Below are 16868 nucleotides of genomic sequence, written 5' to 3'. Positions count from 1 at the left end.
GACTAAAGACTTCCGACTCCAGACTTGAGACTTATTTCCATCCTTTTGCCCATTCGGCCTGTTCATGGTCATCCTGGAAAGTCCAGGCAACGAAACGACTTATTTTCTGTCCCTGACTCATTTGCACAGTACGCACCTCAAAGGCTTCTGCTTTAACCAAAGCACCATAAATGCTTTTTAAATTGGCACTTTTAGAAACCAGCGAGGTAAACCAAAGCACCTGTTTTTTGATTTGTGCACTTTGAATAATCATTTGTTCCACAAAAGCGCGTTCACCACCCGGGCACCAAAGTTCGGCCTTGTTGCCACCAAAGTTTAAAACGTGTTTCACTTCTTTTTCATTGCCACCCAGGTTGCGCCATTTTTGACGGGTACCCTGCTCTGCTTCTTTTAAGGAGGCATGAAATGGCGGATTGCAAACCACCGCATCAAAACGTTCAGTTCTACCCACAATCCCCCTGAAGATACCCATTTTTGATGATTGCTGACGGATTTCAATTGCGCCCTGCAACTCTTTGTTTGCCTCTATAATACGCTTTGCAGAATCTACAGAAAGCGGATCGATTTCAGAACCGACGAAATTCCAGCCGTATTCCTGATGGCCGATAATCGGATAAATACAATTGGCGCCCACACCAATATCCAGCACATGGACGTTTGCGCCTTTAGGGTTTTTTCCTTTATTACTTGAACCTAACAGATCGGCTACATAGTGGATATAATCGGCCCTGCCCGGAATTGGCGGACAAAGAAAATCCTGCGGGATATCCCATTGAGAGATATTGTAAAAATATTTCAGTAATGCCCTGTTTAATGCTTTTACCGCATTCTGGTCTGCAAAATCAATCGAATCATCGTGATGTTCATTTTTGAAAACGAAACGTTTTAATTCTTTTGAAGTAGAGATAAGTTGTTTGAAATTGTAGCGCGAACGGTGTTTGTTGCGTGGGTGTAACTCGCTTTTTTCCTTGCGGTTATTTTGTTCTTCCTGAGCCAATGTGATCTGGTTTAATTAAACAAGCTGTGTGCATGTTTCTGCCGCAAAGATAGTTTAAATAGTTGGAAGTTGAGCGCATGGAGACGGGAGTCGAAAGTTACAAAGCGCTTCAGGCTTTGTGCATATAAGATAAAATGCTTAGAGCTGGAAGTTTCGAGTATGGAGTTGCATAGAAATATAAAACACAAATGGTTGAGTTTATGCACCACTATCCCATTAAACAGATCACTTCAAAATTATCTTTTAATCCAGCGCACCAGGTTCTGCACTTAAACCGAAAATTCCTAATCTGCATCATCAAAAGCGTTTCTTCAAGGTTTTACATTAATCACATCACCGGCGGTAAAAATCCCAAATTCGGCGTGACTAAATTTTAATAAACCTTTATCTGTATTTTTAAGTGCCACAGGATTGGCCAGCCGAATCACCTGACCTTCACCAGCTACAGTGGCCTTATTACCGTGTACAATAATAGCTGTGCTTTCATCAATCCCCACACAAACCAAATCGGGATGTGCTGCCAATGCCGAAATCAAACGGTTGTATCGGTTGCGTTTCAGAAAATGCTGATCAATAATGGTATTTTCCAGCAACCCTAAGCCCGGCGAAAACTCAATATTTTTATCCCGGAGTTTATTAAAAGTTTCTTTGTAAGCCGTATCTAAAAGCTGTTTTCCGGTAATCATATATTTACTCATTACGGCAGCTCCGGCGCTTGTGCCAGCAATAGTGGAACCATTTTTACAGGCTTTGTGTAGGGCGGTATAAATGGGTGTATTTAAAACAGACTTCATAAACCGGTTTTGATCGCCGCCTAAAATATAGATCAGCTTCGCTCCTGCAAGTGAATCAATCCAGCTTTTATCATTTACATCGTGTTTGTTAAAATTAAAGTTCCTGATCGGGTGTTGATCCAGCTTTTTCAATTGCAGAGCAAGTGTTTTATAGCCAGAATCCGGGATTTCACTCGCCATAGGCAAAACAATAATATAATCCTTTGCTTTTAAATCAGCAGTATTCAACATTTGTTTCATCAAATCATCAGAACGATTTCCACCCCCGATAATGAACAAATTACCTTTGTTTTGGGCATTTACAAAAATTGAAAAACCAGCCAGTGCCAGCAACAAAAACAGCTTTTTCATTATTTATAAATGCTCACTTCAATTTTACCATCAGCCGTAATGGCGCCTCTGTACATGCCTTCTGTATTAAACGGCATGGTGATATTCCCTTTTCTATCCAGGGCAATCAAACCACCATCCCCTCCCATTTTACCTACTTTATCTAAAGCAATTTTTGATGCTTCAATAACCGATAAACCTTTGTATTCCATTAAATCTGAAATGGTTTTGGCAACCACATTACGGATGTAAAATTCCCCCCAGCCTGTACAGGAAATACCGGCCGTTTCATTATTGCAATAGGTCCCGGCACCAATAATAGGTGCATCGCCTACCCTTCCATACTTTTTATTGGTCATGCCTCCCGTGGAAGTTCCGGCCGCTAAGTTACCTGCCTTGTCCAGCGCCACACAACCTACGGTACCAAATTTATAATCGTGATTTTTTATACCCAAAAGCTCAGATTTTTTGCTGCCATGATCCAATACGGCTTTGGTAGAATCTTCTTTAATGGCTTGCTGCAAACCATCCCAGCGTTCTTTCGTCCAGAAGTATTTTGGATCTACGATTTCCAGACCTGCTTCCTTTGCAAACAGATCAGCACCTGCACCAACCAGCATTACATGTTCTGATTTTTCCATCACCGCCCTGGCTGCAGAAATTGGATTTTTAATTGTAGTGACGCCGGCAACAGCACCCGCCATTAATGTTTTTCCATCCATCATGGCGGCATCCAGTTCATTTTTACCCTCATGTGTAAAAACAGCCCCTTTGCCTGCATTAAAGTGCGGGTCATTTTCCAGTACATGAATGGTTGCTTCCACAGCATCCAGACTAGATTTTCCAGCTTTTATTTGTGCGTAACCTGTTTGCAATGCCTGTGTTAAAACCGCTATATAAGCCGCCTCCTTTTCAGGTGTCATGTTCTTTTTCAGAATGGTTCCGGCACCACCATGGATCACCATCACATATTTTTTCTGCTGTGCAGATACGTTCAATGTAAATAAAACAATTAGGAAAAGTACGGATCGCTCAAATATTTTCATCTTTCAGGTATAAAGAGGTTAAATTAAGAAATTCTATCGAGAAAAGGTTAGATTAAACCTTGGCAATTCCTTTTGAAGAAAACTGCAGGTCGTAAAGTTTTTTATAGTAGCCATCAAGTTTCAATAGTTCCTGATGCGTACCTTTTTCTTTGATTTCGCCTTTATCCAAAACAACAATCAGATTGGCCTTCTGAATGGTAGATAAGCGGTGTGCAATCACAATCGAAGTTCTGCCCTCCATTAAGTTATCGATGGCTTTTTGAATCAGCAATTCTGTTTCAGTATCTACCGATGAGGTGGCCTCATCTAAAACGAGAATAGCCGGATTGTGGACCAGTGCACGAATAAAGGAGATCAACTGGGCTTGTCCGGCAGACAGTGTAGCCCCTCTTTCCATCACATTATACTGGTAGCCCCCGGGTAAACGCTCAATAAACTCATGTGCGCCCACCTTTTTTGCTGCATTTACGACTTGCTCCATGGTTATTTCAGCATTATTGAGTGTAATGTTATTCAGGATGGTGTCTGAAAACAGGAAAACATCCTGAAGCACTGTGGCAATGTGGCTACGCAGGTAATCTAAATCAAAATCTTCAATCTGAATGCCATCTACTGTAACCTTTCCTTTTCCTGTTTCATAAAAGCGGTTTAAAATATTGATTGTTGATGATTTGCCTGCACCGGTTGCACCCACTAATGCAATAGTTTCACCGGCCTTCACCTCGAAAGTTAAATCTTTCAATACATAATGATCCTCATTATAGGCAAACCAAACATTTTTAAATTCGATATTACCAGCCAGTTTTTCTGGCTTTTGACGCCCTTCATTAGGTGTAGTGTCTTTGGTATCAAGCACTTTAAATACACGTTCTGCGCCAACCATGCCCATTTGGAGGGTATTAAATTTATCGGCCAGCTGGCGAATGGGCGTAAAAACCATCCCCAGGTACATAATGAACTGGGTAATTGTTCCTGGTGTTACATCAAGTGGCTTCGCTAAAATACTCCTCGCACCATACCAGATCAATAAACCAAGAGACATGGCTGAAATCAGTTCCACTACAGGAAAAAATATGGAATAATACCAGTTGGACCTGATATTCGCATCGCGGTAACGCTTATTGATGGCATAGAATTTCTTATACTCCTGACGTTCTCTTGCAAAATACTGTACGATAGAAACACCTGTAATGTGTTCCTGCAAAAAAGTATTCAGGTTGGAGACCTCGTTTCTGATTTCCTGGAAAGCGATTTTTATGGCTTTCTGGAATTTCCGGGTGGCCATGATCAGGAGCGGTATGGGTAACAGTACTACCATACTCAGCTCCCAGTCGGTATACAGCATCACTCCAACAATGACCACCACCTGGAGTGAATCGCCAATCATGGAGATCAATCCTTCCGAAAAGATATCGGCTATGGTTTCTAAATCGGATACCGTGCGGGTAATCAATTGCCCGATGGGGGTCTGATCAAAAAACTTTAGCCTGAGTTTGGTAATGTGATTAAACACATTTATTCGTAAATCACGAATAACAGACTGGCCCAGCGTATTGGTTAAAAGGGTATGGTTATACTGAATCAGCGTTTGAAGGATCAGCATAAAAATCATCAGCATGGTCATGTTCACCAAACCCGAATATTTACCGGCCAGAATATAATGATCAAGTGTATATTTAATTAAAAAGGGACGAATGGGAGAAATTGCGGCCAGTAAAACTGTTAAAATGACCGACCATACAAAAACAGCACGATAAGGCTTAACATATTGAAAAATACGCTTTAGTAATCCTGTGTTATATACGTCGCCTGTTACTGCCATTTTTTAAATTTTGAATGAATGAATTTTGAATGAATGAATAACCACTCTATAATTCAATCAATCTATAATTCTATAATTTTGAATGAATGAATAACCATTCTATAATTCAACCAATCTGTAATTCTATAATTTTGAATGAATGAATTTTGAATGAATCAATAACCATTCTATAATTCAACCAATCTGTAATTCTATAATTTTGAATGAATGAATTTTGAATGAACGAATAACCACTCTATAATTCAACCAATCTGTAATTCTATAATTTTGAATGAATGAATTTTGAATGAACGAATAATCATTCTGTAATTCAATCCCTCTATAATTCTATACTTCAATCATTTTTTATATACGGATATTCTATTTTAACCAAGTACAAACCACAGGCTGGCACGGATTGACCGGCATTGCTTCGGTTTTTACTTTCAATAATTGTTTTAAATCCAGCTAAGTTAAGTTCATTTTTGCCAACGCTTACCAATGTTCCCATAATTGCCCTGACCATGTTCCGCAAAAAACGATCAGCCTGAATGGTAAACACCAAACCTCCATTTATCTCTGCAAAAAAGGCCTGGGTAATTTTACAATTATTCGTAAATGTTTGGGTATTAGATTTACTGAAACAGGAGAAATCAGAATAATCAAATAATAATGCAGCCGCCTCATTCATCGCTACGATATTTAGATGATCTTTTACTAACCAGGATCTGTTGAGTTTAAAAGGATCTTTAGCAAAATGGATAAAATACTGATAAGCACGTGATGTTGCATCGAAGCGGGCATGTGCGGCATCATGTACCACAATAATCTGCTTTGCTGCAATCTGGTAAGGTAAAAGTGCGTTTATACCTGAAATTGAATTTAAAACCTTATTTTCTTCTATTTCATCCAGATCAAAATGGGCATAAAAATCTTTGGCATGTACACCTGAGTCAGTTCTGCCGCAGCCCAATGTTTCAACAGCTTGTCTAAAAACAGTCGACAATGCCTTATCCAATAGCTCCTGAACGGTTATGGCATTGGGCTGAATTTGCCAGCCATGGTATAAGCTGCCATCATATGCGATTTGTATGAAATACCTTTTTCTGTTCAAAGCGCTGCAAAAATACGTTTTAGGTAGCAAAGGGCAAAAGGTTTAGTTTATTGGATTCGGCGGTTAGGTGAAAGCACAAGCCTAATGTTTGAATCTCTTTTATCCTACCGATAAAAAAGTTATTTTTGCCAAAACAGTTTAAATTAACATGATACAAAGGATACAATCAATTTGGCTTTTCTTAGCTACTGTCGTTCTGATCTTAATGCTTTTCTTACCAATTGCCACAAAAACCGTTGATGGTTCTGAATCCATACTTTATACCTATGGATTACATCGTTTCATGCACGTGCAAAGCGGAAGTGCATTAAATGCTGAAGTATTTTTGCCGCCATTAATTGTAAATATCATCCTGATCCTTTTATGTTTTGTCAATATCTTCAATTTTAAAAGAAGAACGTTACAAAAACGCCTGGTAATTTTGACCATACTGATTATAATTGGTTTTGCATTTTTGTGCAGTTTTTACACAAAAGAGCTTCCGGGCGGCATTGAAGGTGCGAGTTTCGGAATGGGTGCCTATATGCCTGCATTGGCTATTTTATTTCTCATTTTAGCTGTTTTTGGCATTAACAAAGATGAACGCTTAATTCGTTCAGCTGAAAGGTTAAGATAGTTTAACTTCACCAGCAGATATGTCGAAAATTTTGCTCCAAACCACTAAAGCAATTTCCAGCCTATTAAATAAAAGACCAATAACTTATCCCCTGTTATTGGTTTTATTTTGTGGCATATTATCTTGCAGTAAACGTATTCATACTTTTGGAAAAACCATTATCCCTGAAAGTACTGATACTGTTTTTCTTCGAAAAAGAATAGGCAAAATAAAAAGCGTCAATACCGATGTTTTTACGAGGGGATCATTCAATGGTAATGCTGACACCGCAATTGTTTACCGTTTGTTTAAACCTGGCCATATTAAAGGTAAACACCCTTTAGTGATTGTGTTTCATGGATCCAATGCCGTTGGAAATGACAATAACAGCCAGTTGGGAATTTTGGCCAAGCTGTTTGCAATGGATGAAATACAGGCCAGATACCCGGCTTTTATTTTAGCACCGCAGTTTCCTTCGAGATCATCAAATTATGTACCGGATAAAAATAGAAATGTTTTAACTTCAGTACCGCAACCTTGTCTGCAAACAGCATTGCAATTAATAGACAGTTTGAAAAACACTTTAAATATTGATGAAAAGAGAATTTATGTAGTCGGTTTTTCAATGGGTGCTTCTTCTGTGATCAATGCGCTATCTTTAAAACCTGGTTTATTTGCCGCCGGCATCAGCATATCTGGCATACCACAGTTCGATCACATCAACGAACTGGCAAACACCCCCATTTGGTTAATTCATGGAAACAGGGATACAGAAAACCCTTTTAACAGCGACAAGCAATTTTACATGGAATTAAACCACAACAAAACCAGATTTTGGGAATTCGACCATCTGGCCCACAACGATATATTTGCGCCAGCCATATTAACCGATGAGTTACCGAAGTGGTTATTTAAAAACAAACGCAAATAATTGCATCCCCCCCGCCAACTAAACCCGGTTGGAGTGAAAATCCTTTTTAAAACCGGAAAGGTTTAAAAAGATTGAAACGGAAAACGGGACTGCTGCGACACAAGCACTACTGCAACCGCTTTCCAAATAAAAATGCCCATCGCTGACGTAGTCACAACCTTCACTTAAACCTGTTCCATCCAACATTTCCCATCATCCTTTTCTCATTTTCCTTTAGTCGCTTATTCTCAAATATTTAGCTCAAAAAACTATTTACTTGATTATCTGTAAAATACGAAATATTAACCTTACCTTTGCGGCTCAATTAAAAATAAAAGACGAATGACAAACCCATTTCAATTATTGGGGATAAGTGATGACGTCGTTAATGCCGTAAAGGACCTTGGATTCGAAAATCCAACGCCGATTCAGGAGCAAAGTATTCCTGTACTGTTAGAAGGCACTAATGATTTTGTTGGTTTGGCCCAAACAGGAACAGGAAAAACAGCCGCATTTGGTTTGCCGCTGTTAGAACTAATCGATTTTAAAGTTAATAAACCACAGGCATTGATTTTATGCCCTACCCGTGAGTTATGCTTGCAGATCGCTAACGACCTTAAAAACTTTTCTAAAAACGTTGCTAATGCCCACGTTGTTGCCGTTTACGGTGGCGCGAACATTATGCAACAACTACGTGAAATACGCCAAGGCGTTCAGATCGTAGTGGCCACGCCCGGCCGTATGTTGGATATCATTGGCCGTAAAGCCATCGATTTTTCTTCAGTTAAATATGTTGTGCTTGATGAAGCTGACGAGATGTTAAACATGGGTTTCCAGGATGACATCAACGACATTTTATCAACTACACCTGATGACAAAAAAACCTGGTTATTCTCGGCTACCATGCCAGCAGAAGTTCGCCGTATTGCTAAAAAATACATGAACGAGCCTGTTGAATTAACCATGGGCACTAAAAACACTGGTAACGTAAACATCGAACACGAATATTATATTGTTCGTGCCCGTGATAAATACGCGGCCTTAAAACGTATTGTAGATTTCAACCCTGAAATTTTTGCGGTAGTATTTTGTAAAACCAAACTGGATACACAAGATGTTGCAGAGCACTTAATTAAGGATGGCTACAATGCTGATGCTTTACACGGCGATTTATCGCAACAACAACGTGATAAAGTAATGCAACGTTTCCGTGAGCGTAACATGCAATTATTAATTGCTACTGATGTTGCTGCCCGTGGTATCGATGTAAATAACGTAACACACGTCATCAATTATTCTTTACCTGATGAAATTGAAAGTTATACCCACCGTTCTGGCCGTACCGGTCGTGCGGGTAAAACAGGTATATCCATCTGTATCATCAACTCTAAAGAAGTTGGAAAAATCCGTCAGTTAGAGCGCATTATTGGTAAGCAATTTACCAAAGCTGAATTGCCTACCGGATTTGATGTTTGTGAAAAACAATTATTCTCTCTGGTACATAAAGTACACAACGTTGAAGTTAACAACGAACAGATTGACCAGTACATTCCCCGTATTATGGATGAATTTGCTGATTTGACCAAGGAAGACGTAATCAAACGTTTCGCGTCATTGGAATTTAACCGTTTCCTGGATTACTATTCTAAAGCACCTGATTTAAATGCAGCTGTTGGCGATGACCGCGGTGAAAGAGGTGAGCGTGGTGAAAGACGCGGACGTGGTAGCGAAGGTTACACCCGTTTGTTTATCAACCTGGGTTCTGTAGATGAATTTACCCGTGGCGATATGTTATCATTTATCTGTAACAATGGTAAAATTGGTGGCAAAAGCGTTGGCAAAATTGATTTAAAAGGTGTTTTCTCTTTCTTTGAAGTTGAAGATGCTGTAGCTGATACCGTTTTTGAAGGTTTCAAATCTGTTGAATTTAATGGTCGCCAGGTTCGTATTGAAAAAAGCGGAGATGGCGGTCGTGAAGGTGGTGGTGAAAGACGCGGTGGCGGAGAAAGACGTAGCGGTGGTTTCGGCGGTGAACGCAGAGGCGGCGGTGGCGGTGGTTTCCGTGGCAGCGACAGAAGATCATCTGGCGGTAGCGGCAGACGCGAAGGCGGAAGTCGTGAAGGCGGAGCCAGCGGTGGTGGTTTCAGAGATTTCTCTGGCCGTAGCCGTGATGAAAAAGGTGGAAACACCGGTGGTAGCGGACGTAGAGAAGGTGGAAGTCGTGAAGGCGGAAGCGGCGAACGCAGAAAAAAATGGTAAATCACTAAACCAAATATTTCACAACCGGTCTTGTTTATTCAAGGCCGGTTTTTTTTGGGCCATTTTTTTTGTATTCATCACTACATGAGCGTATATTATCAATTTTATTGCCGGAAACCAGCTCGCAGGTTTTGATTATTCAAATTAACTCAATATAAATTATGAAAATCCTACAACCAATTTATAAAATGCAAATAAGAGAAATTAATTTGCTGAAATTTGTAGTTATCTTATTTATGCTAACACTTTTATTTAGCATAAATACTATGGCACAGGAGAAAAATCAAATGGTTCGATTGGCCAAAATTAAAGTTGACCCAGTACAACTAGACAAATATAATAGGGCATTAAAGGAGCAAATGACTGCTGCCATTAGTTTCGAGCCAGGTGTATTAACCTATTATGCTGTTTCGGACAAAAATGATCCATCACATGTTACCATACTTGAAATTTATGCCGATACTGCTGCATACCAAAAGCATATCACAACAGCTCATTTTAAAAAGTATAAAGAGACGGTTAAGGATATGGTTAAATCTTTAGAACTTGTTGATGTTGATTTGATTGCTGCCGCCAAAAAACCTGACTAATAGATTCTTAATTCTATAAAATAATCCAAAATGAATACATTCATATCAACCGTCATCTAGTTTAAATATCATCAGTAATCACTCTAACATTTGGAGTATTTTTTTTTGCCAAAAAAATCAGAAAGTGAAATGGGAAGCTCTTCGCAATGAAATTATTTAACAATTGTAAAATAGTTATGTAGCTTTATATTTATCCTTAAATTGCACTACATTCGCTGATTATGCAGGCAAAATACATCTCCTATCAGGAAACCGGTTCATTTTCTAAACTGGTTTTGGATTACATCCATAACGAAGAAGCACTACAGCCTTTTTACAGTTACCGCCCTGATATGGAAGGTTTAAATGAAGCCATAGAGCGCAGGAATTTTCTAGGCGACCGGAACATCCTCGCAGATGTACTCAAGAAGCAATATGAAAACCTGAAAACCAATAAATCTGTATCCAAAAATATTGAATTACTTGCCAGTGAAAATACCTTTACTGTCACCACGGGGCACCAGTTAAACCTTTTTACTGGTCCGCTTTATTTTATTTATAAAATTGTTACGGCCATTAACCTGGCCATTGAGCTGAAAATCGCGCATCCTGAAAAAAACTTCGTACCGGTTTATTGGATGGCAACAGAGGATCATGATTTTGAGGAAATTAACCACGTCAGTGTTGATGAAAAAAACATCAGCTGGATACAAAAAACAAATGGTGCAACAGGCAGGCTAAGTACTAAAACTGTTGCTGCTGCTGTTACGGCTTATAAGGGTTATCTGGGCATCTCCAGAAACGGAAAACATATTGCCCGCCTGGTTGAAAAAGCCTACCTTGAACATGATAACCTGGCAGATGCCACCCGCTACCTCGTGAATAAATTATTCGAAAAATATGGGCTGGTTATTGTTAATGCTGATGATGCAGCACTAAAAGGTTTATTTAAACATATCATCGCTGCAGATATTACGGCACAGAACAGTGCTAAAAACATCGAAAACAGTTCAAAAGATTTAGAAAACTTAGGTTATAAAACCCAGGTGAATGGTCGTGATATTAATTTCTTTTACCTGAAAGATGACTTACGCGAACGGATCATTTTCGAAAACGGCAAATATGTGGTAAACCATACGCCGATCAGTTTCAATGAAGATGAATTAAGAACAGAAATCAACGAATATCCGGAACGCTTTAGTCCGAATGTGGTGATGCGCCCCATGTATGAGGAAGTGATCTTACCAAACATTGCCTATATAGGTGGTGGCGCTGAAGTGGCTTACTGGATGCAGTTAAAGGCTAATTTTGATTATTATAAAGTTGATTTCCCGGTATTATTGCTGCGTAACTCTGCCTTATTGATTGATAAACGAAGTGCTGAAAACTTATATAAGTTAGGCTTTTCGCTGGAAGACATCTTTCTGCCAGTTGAAGAATTAAAAAATGAGTGGGTTAAGAAAAATACCACTGCTCAATTAAGTCTGGCAGATGAAACCAGGGCCATTAACAGCATTTTTGATCAGATTAAACTGAATGCCTATAAAATTGATAAAACCCTCTCCGTTTCTGCAGATACCGCAAAGCAGAAAACCAATCATCTACTGGCCAACCTGGAAAAGAAATTATTCAGGGCTGAAAAACGCAAGCATGAGATGGCTTTAATCCAGATTGAAAATGTTAAGAAAAGACTTTTTCCAAATGGAACCATGCAGGAAAGAACGTTAAACATTGCGCCGATGTATGTAAATTACGGGGAGGACTTTATTTCTACCTGCATTGAGAATTTTGAACCATTGGGCGGAGATTTTACCTTATTGCTACCATAAGAGCAAGTATAAAAGAACAAAGAGTAAGGGTAAAAGAGCCAGGTATAAAGAAAAAAACCGACACATAGCAGAAAATATAAAAAATGAAACCTGGTTTAAAGGCATAAATCATTGTTCTTTGCTCTTTATTCATTAATCAAAAATTAAAAATGAACTTCATCACTTTTACCGAAAGCAAACTCCGAACTTTTACCTGTAACGTGTTTAAAAAAATGGGATGTTCTGACGCACATGCCGAACTTGCTACCGATGTTTTAATCCGTTCAGATTTACGGGGAATTGATTCGCATGGTGTGGCACGTTTGAGTGGTTATGTGCGTTTATGGGAAAAGAAAAGAATTAATGCCACACCCAATATTAAAATCGTAAATGAAACACCAACCACTGCCACTATTGATGGTGATGCAGGCCTAGGTTTAGTGGTGGCACCTTTTGCGATGCAGGTAGCGATAGACAAGGCTGAAAAATATGGTAGCGGATGGGTTTCAGTTAAAAACTCTAACCATTTTGGTATCGCGGGCTATCATGCCTTAATGGCGGTAGAAAAAGATATGATCGGCATCAGCATGACCAATGCGAGTCCCCTGGTGGCGCCTACTTATGCCAGCGAAAGGTTATTGGGAACCAACCCTATGTGTTACGCCTTTCCAGCGGGAAAATATCCACCCGTAATTGTGGATATGGCTACCGCAGCTGCTGCCAATGGAAAGTTAGAAATTGCCCAAAGGGCAAATAAAAGTATTCCGGATGGATGGGTTCAGGATAAAAACGGAGAAACTTCTACCAACCCAAATGAATTAAAAAGCGGTGGTTCACTTTTGCCTTTAGGCAGTGATAAAGATCATGGCAGCCATAAAGGTTACGGATTGAGTGCTACTGTTGATATTTTATCGGCGGTACTTTCAGGCGCCAATTACGGTCCATGGGTACCTCCCTTTGTAGCTTTCCTGGAGCCTTCGGCAAATCCGGTCGGCGAGGGACTCGGACACTTTCTGGGAGCCATGCGGGTAGATGGTTTTCGCCCTGCAGCAGATTTTAAAAATCATTTAGATAACTGGATCGAGCGGTTCAAAAATGCTGAAACAATCGATCCTGATAAAAAAGTGATTATTCCCGGCGAACCTGAGCATGAATTTGAACAGGAAAGAAAGGTTAACGGAATTCCTTTAATTGATGTGGTGGTTAAAGATTTGAATGAACTGGCTGTTAAATTAGAAATTGAGGGATTAGATTAGCCAATTTGCGGTGTGTATCATCTATAATGACTGTTTAGCCTTCTTTTCATCTATATATGGGTTCAAATAACCCCAGTTCAAATTTCGTCTTTAATAACCGTACCAAGTCATCATCAATTCTGGATTAGGGCATACTGCCATCTAGAAATGCAGGCAAGAACAATTTATAGTGGTGATAACCCACCTGGAAAATCATATCCAGGCCTGCATTGATCGCCTGGGCGGTAGCACCATCATAATTTTTTGCCGTGAAATGTAATACATTGGCACCACTTACAGTCTTTTTTACTGCGGAATAAATTCAAAAGCCAGGGCAGCAGTTTTTTCAAGCTTCGGTAAGGATAAAATAATTTCACCACCTACATTTTGCCATTTCACTTTCTTACCTGTTGATAAAAGAAGAACGTCAGTACCTTTTTTCGGTATATTATTGCGCCATTTTATTATACCAGGAATAGCCTCATCTGCATGAATACAATAGATTGCAAAACGCTTTTTGCCATCCTTACTTTGTGTAAACCAGGTTTGTCCGTCGTGATAGTTTTTGGTGATTCGGGTATTGTAAATGGCTTGTCCATTTTTGGAAGTCCATTTCCCGATTTCACTTAATTTCTGAGTCACCTCGTCGGGTAGTGTCCCATCTGGTTTAGGGCCGATTCCAAGAAGCAAACTACCTCCTTTGGCTACAATTTCCACTAATTTATGTACTACCTCGCCAGCCGGCTTATATTGGTCATTAGGCACGAAACCCCATGCACCACCCAAAGTCATACAACTTTCCCATGGATGATCCAGTTGTGTATCAGGAATTTTTTGTTCAGGTGTCTGATAGTTTTCATAAGGACCATGAACGGTACGATCTACCATCAGTAAACCAGGTTGCGCCTTTCTCGCCATGGTCGCTATTTTTGGCATATCAATGTCCTGACTCCATTTCGGGATTGGTGCACCCCATGAAAGTACTTCTTCATTCACTGTTTCCAGCGGACGAACCCAGCCACCATCCAGCCAGAGAATATCAATACTTCCATAATTATTCATTAATTCGCCAATCTGGTTATACGTAAATGATTTGAACATATTCCAGCGCCATGGGTATTTTTTGATATCGTAATTATTATTTCGATCGGGCGTGGCGTATTTTTGCCACCAGTAGTATTGCGAGTGCCAGTCTGGTTTAGAAAAGTAGGCACCAATCATAAAGCCATCTTTTCTAAAGGCATCAAAAACATATTTCGCTACATCAGCTTTGGGGTTATTGGCAAAAGGCCCTTTGGCAATACTAAAATCACTTTGTTTGGTATCAAACATGGCGAAACCATCGTGATGCTTGGTGGTAAAAACCAGGTATTTCATCCCTGCAGCCTTGCCAGCCGCCGACCATTGTTCAGGATTAAATTTAGTAGGGTTAAATTGCTTACTATAATCCCAGTAAGCTTTTTTATAATCTTCATAGGAAATGGTGGTGTCTCTTTCAATCCAGTCTTCGGAGCAGATGGACCATGATTCGATAATTCCAGGAACAGCGTACAACCCCCAGTGGATAATCATACCGAACTTTTTATCCTGCCAGTGATCCAGCTTTTCTTTTACCAATGGATCTTTGGGCCATTCATAAGTGGTAGATTCTTTTACAATATCATGGCGTTGGGCATAAAGAAGGTTGGCACAGAATCCGAGAGTCAGCACTAAAAGTAATTTTTTATTCATGTGTAAATATAAAAATCCCAGCCATTTTAGTGACTGGGATTAGTGAATCATTTAATTAAGGCATCCAGAATATTTTGGTTTTCCGGGTATCTTTTGAAACAACAGCCTGATAGTTTTCGCTGTTAAGTGTTTTTTCCTTCGCAGGATAAATTAATCTTGTTGGAGGGGTATCAAAACCGGATAACTTTCCGGTTGTTGGAAATGTTAATACCGGGAAACCAGTTCGTCTATATTCAGACCATGCTTCCGTTGATTGTAATACACCATAGTGTAACCATTTTTGCGTGTAAATCTGAGTAAGTTTTGCAGCTGACGAACCTGCATAAGTAGCTGTTGATGAATTAACCCAGGTATCTACAACTGAAGTTGCAGGAGCAGCTACATTTTTGAAGCCACCACCTTGGTTTAAATTGTTTAAGTAATGATAGAAAGTTACTGATTGTCTTAACGCATTATCATAGGCCGTTTTTGCATCAGTTGTACTTCCCCATCTTTCAAAAGCTTCCGCTTTGATAAAGTTTACTTCAGAAGCTGTAATTAAAATTCCAGGAAGTTTTTGGTTAAACAAGAAGGTTGCCGAATCTAGAACAGCATAATCAGCAAAACCAGCCTCTTGTTGAGCAGTGGTAAAAGTAATTGGCATTGCTCTATAAGTCGCATTTGGAACAAAAACATCTTGGTTATTAATTTTGACAGTACGCCCATATTTATCATAAATTACCGGAATACGCGGATCATTTGCTGGTAACATTACCGTATTTAATGCATAATCAGTTGCATACCAGCTACCTTCAAAGAATGCATCACGCAAATCACTGGAACTATTTGTGAGTGGTGTAAGTAAAATATCAGAAGCTGCTGGATTATAAGTTCCCACATTGCCACCATCTACCAAGGGGTAGGTATTTTGATTAGCTAACATGGCCAATATCGCAGTCCTTGCAGTCGCTTCATCAGTTCTGGATATGCGCATTAATAACCTTAAGCGTAGAGAATTAGCATAACGTGCCCACATATTCATATTTCCCTTCAATAAAATATCCGATTTTGAAAATGCAGCAGTTGTAGTATTAGTATTAAAATAGGTTCCTAACGCATCTAAATCAGCAATAAATGATGTATATAATGCTTTTTGTTCATCATATTTAGGGTTGTTGATTGTACTTGTAGTATTTAAACTTCCAGCTGCTGAAAATGGAATATCACCCCACAAATCAACCATCTTAGCCGCCTGCTCTATTAATACTACTTTTGCTGCTTGCATAATTACTTTTTGACTGGCCTGATCTGCCGCAGAAAGCGTATTATATTTCGTTTCCATCGTTCTGTATTGTGCCATTACACCACTACCATTACCACCAGTGCTATAAAAATCATCCCAGTATTGCTGAGAGTAACCATCACTTTGCTGATAAATGGTATTTCCATTTGCGATATAGCTGGTTTGTGCATATACGCCAGGCATTTGTGTTAGAAACGTTCGTACATTCCAATATTTTGCCGCTACCCTGTCATTATTTAACATACCTGTAAATAGCCCGGTCACACTAGGATCCAGAACTTTTTCTGGATTATTAAATTTTTCATCAAGGTTCTTTTTACAACCAACCACAGTTGTTATTGCAATTAAAAGAAAGCTTGCTTTTATGATTAACTTTTTCATAATTCTTTTTTCTTAT

At 39.4% G+C, this 16868-nt stretch carries 13 protein-coding genes; 6 read left to right on the top strand and 7 right to left on the bottom strand.

Features of this window, described 5'->3' with window-relative positions; genetic code table 11:
* Positions 1-31: 31 nt before the first annotated feature.
* From rlmF to truA, 5 genes are all read right to left on the bottom strand, one after another.
* Positions 32-997 (bottom strand): 23S rRNA (adenine(1618)-N(6))-methyltransferase RlmF, encoded by a 966-nt coding sequence (rlmF, locus tag CBW18_RS00430; protein WP_088299297.1) that lies wholly within the window; start codon positions 995-997, stop codon positions 32-34.
* A 311-nt stretch (positions 998-1308) separates the two neighbouring features.
* Positions 1309-2142, bottom strand: coding sequence for a cyanophycinase (locus CBW18_RS00425; protein WP_088299296.1), 834 nt, complete (start codon positions 2140-2142; stop codon positions 1309-1311).
* Positions 2142-3167 (bottom strand): isoaspartyl peptidase/L-asparaginase family protein, encoded by a 1026-nt coding sequence (locus CBW18_RS00420; protein ID WP_088299295.1) that lies wholly within the window; start codon positions 3165-3167, stop codon positions 2142-2144. Before CBW18_RS00420 ends, CBW18_RS00425 begins: the two co-directional genes overlap by 1 nt.
* Positions 3168-3219: 52 nt before the next feature.
* Complete coding sequence (locus CBW18_RS00415) at positions 3220-4989, bottom strand: ABC transporter ATP-binding protein (protein WP_088299294.1); 1770 nt, start codon at positions 4987-4989, stop codon at positions 3220-3222.
* Between the two features lie 334 nt (positions 4990-5323).
* Complete coding sequence (gene truA, locus CBW18_RS00410) at positions 5324-6082, bottom strand: tRNA pseudouridine(38-40) synthase TruA (RefSeq protein WP_088299293.1); 759 nt, start codon at positions 6080-6082, stop codon at positions 5324-5326.
* 148 nt (positions 6083-6230) lie between these two features.
* Here truA and CBW18_RS00405 point away from each other — a divergent pair, with 148 nt between their 5' ends.
* The 6 genes from CBW18_RS00405 to CBW18_RS00380 all read left to right on the top strand — a co-directional run bounded on the left by CBW18_RS00405 (position 6231) and on the right by CBW18_RS00380 (position 13479).
* On the top strand, positions 6231-6698 hold the full coding sequence (locus CBW18_RS00405) for a DUF4293 domain-containing protein (RefSeq protein ID WP_088299292.1): 468 nt from the start codon (positions 6231-6233) through the stop codon (positions 6696-6698).
* 19 nt (positions 6699-6717) lie between these two features.
* Complete coding sequence (locus tag CBW18_RS00400; protein WP_088299291.1) at positions 6718-7608, top strand: dienelactone hydrolase family protein; 891 nt, start codon at positions 6718-6720, stop codon at positions 7606-7608.
* A 321-nt stretch (positions 7609-7929) separates the two neighbouring features.
* Positions 7930-9846, top strand: coding sequence for a DEAD/DEAH box helicase (locus tag CBW18_RS00395; RefSeq protein ID WP_088299290.1), 1917 nt, complete (start codon positions 7930-7932; stop codon positions 9844-9846).
* Positions 9847-10007: 161 nt separating this feature from the next.
* Positions 10008-10436 (top strand): putative quinol monooxygenase, encoded by a 429-nt coding sequence (locus tag CBW18_RS00390; protein ID WP_216359175.1) that lies wholly within the window; start codon positions 10008-10010, stop codon positions 10434-10436.
* Positions 10437-10657: 221 nt separating this feature from the next.
* The gene (gene bshC, locus CBW18_RS00385) at positions 10658-12244 is read left to right on the top strand and encodes a bacillithiol biosynthesis cysteine-adding enzyme BshC (protein WP_088299289.1); all 1587 of its coding nucleotides are present in this window, start codon (positions 10658-10660) and stop codon (positions 12242-12244) included.
* 149 nt (positions 12245-12393) lie between these two features.
* The gene (locus CBW18_RS00380) at positions 12394-13479 is read left to right on the top strand and encodes an Ldh family oxidoreductase (protein WP_088299288.1); all 1086 of its coding nucleotides are present in this window, start codon (positions 12394-12396) and stop codon (positions 13477-13479) included.
* Positions 13480-13764: 285 nt separating this feature from the next.
* Here the strand turns inward: CBW18_RS00380 and CBW18_RS00370 are convergent, their stop codons facing one another.
* Entirely contained in the window at positions 13765-15189 is a 1425-nt protein-coding gene (locus tag CBW18_RS00370) for an alpha-L-fucosidase (protein WP_088299287.1), read from the bottom strand.
* 55 nt (positions 15190-15244) lie between these two features.
* Positions 15245-16852, bottom strand: a complete 1608-nt coding sequence (locus CBW18_RS00365; RefSeq protein ID WP_088299286.1) for a SusD/RagB family nutrient-binding outer membrane lipoprotein — start codon at positions 16850-16852, stop codon at positions 15245-15247.
* Positions 16853-16868 lie beyond the last annotated feature (16 nt).

It is taken from the genome of Pedobacter sp. AJM (genome assembly GCF_002197755.1).
Classification (GTDB): Bacteria; Bacteroidota; Bacteroidia; order Sphingobacteriales; family Sphingobacteriaceae; genus Pedobacter.
Note: the sequence above shows the minus strand (reverse complement) of the source record. Positions and strands in the feature narration are given on the sequence as shown.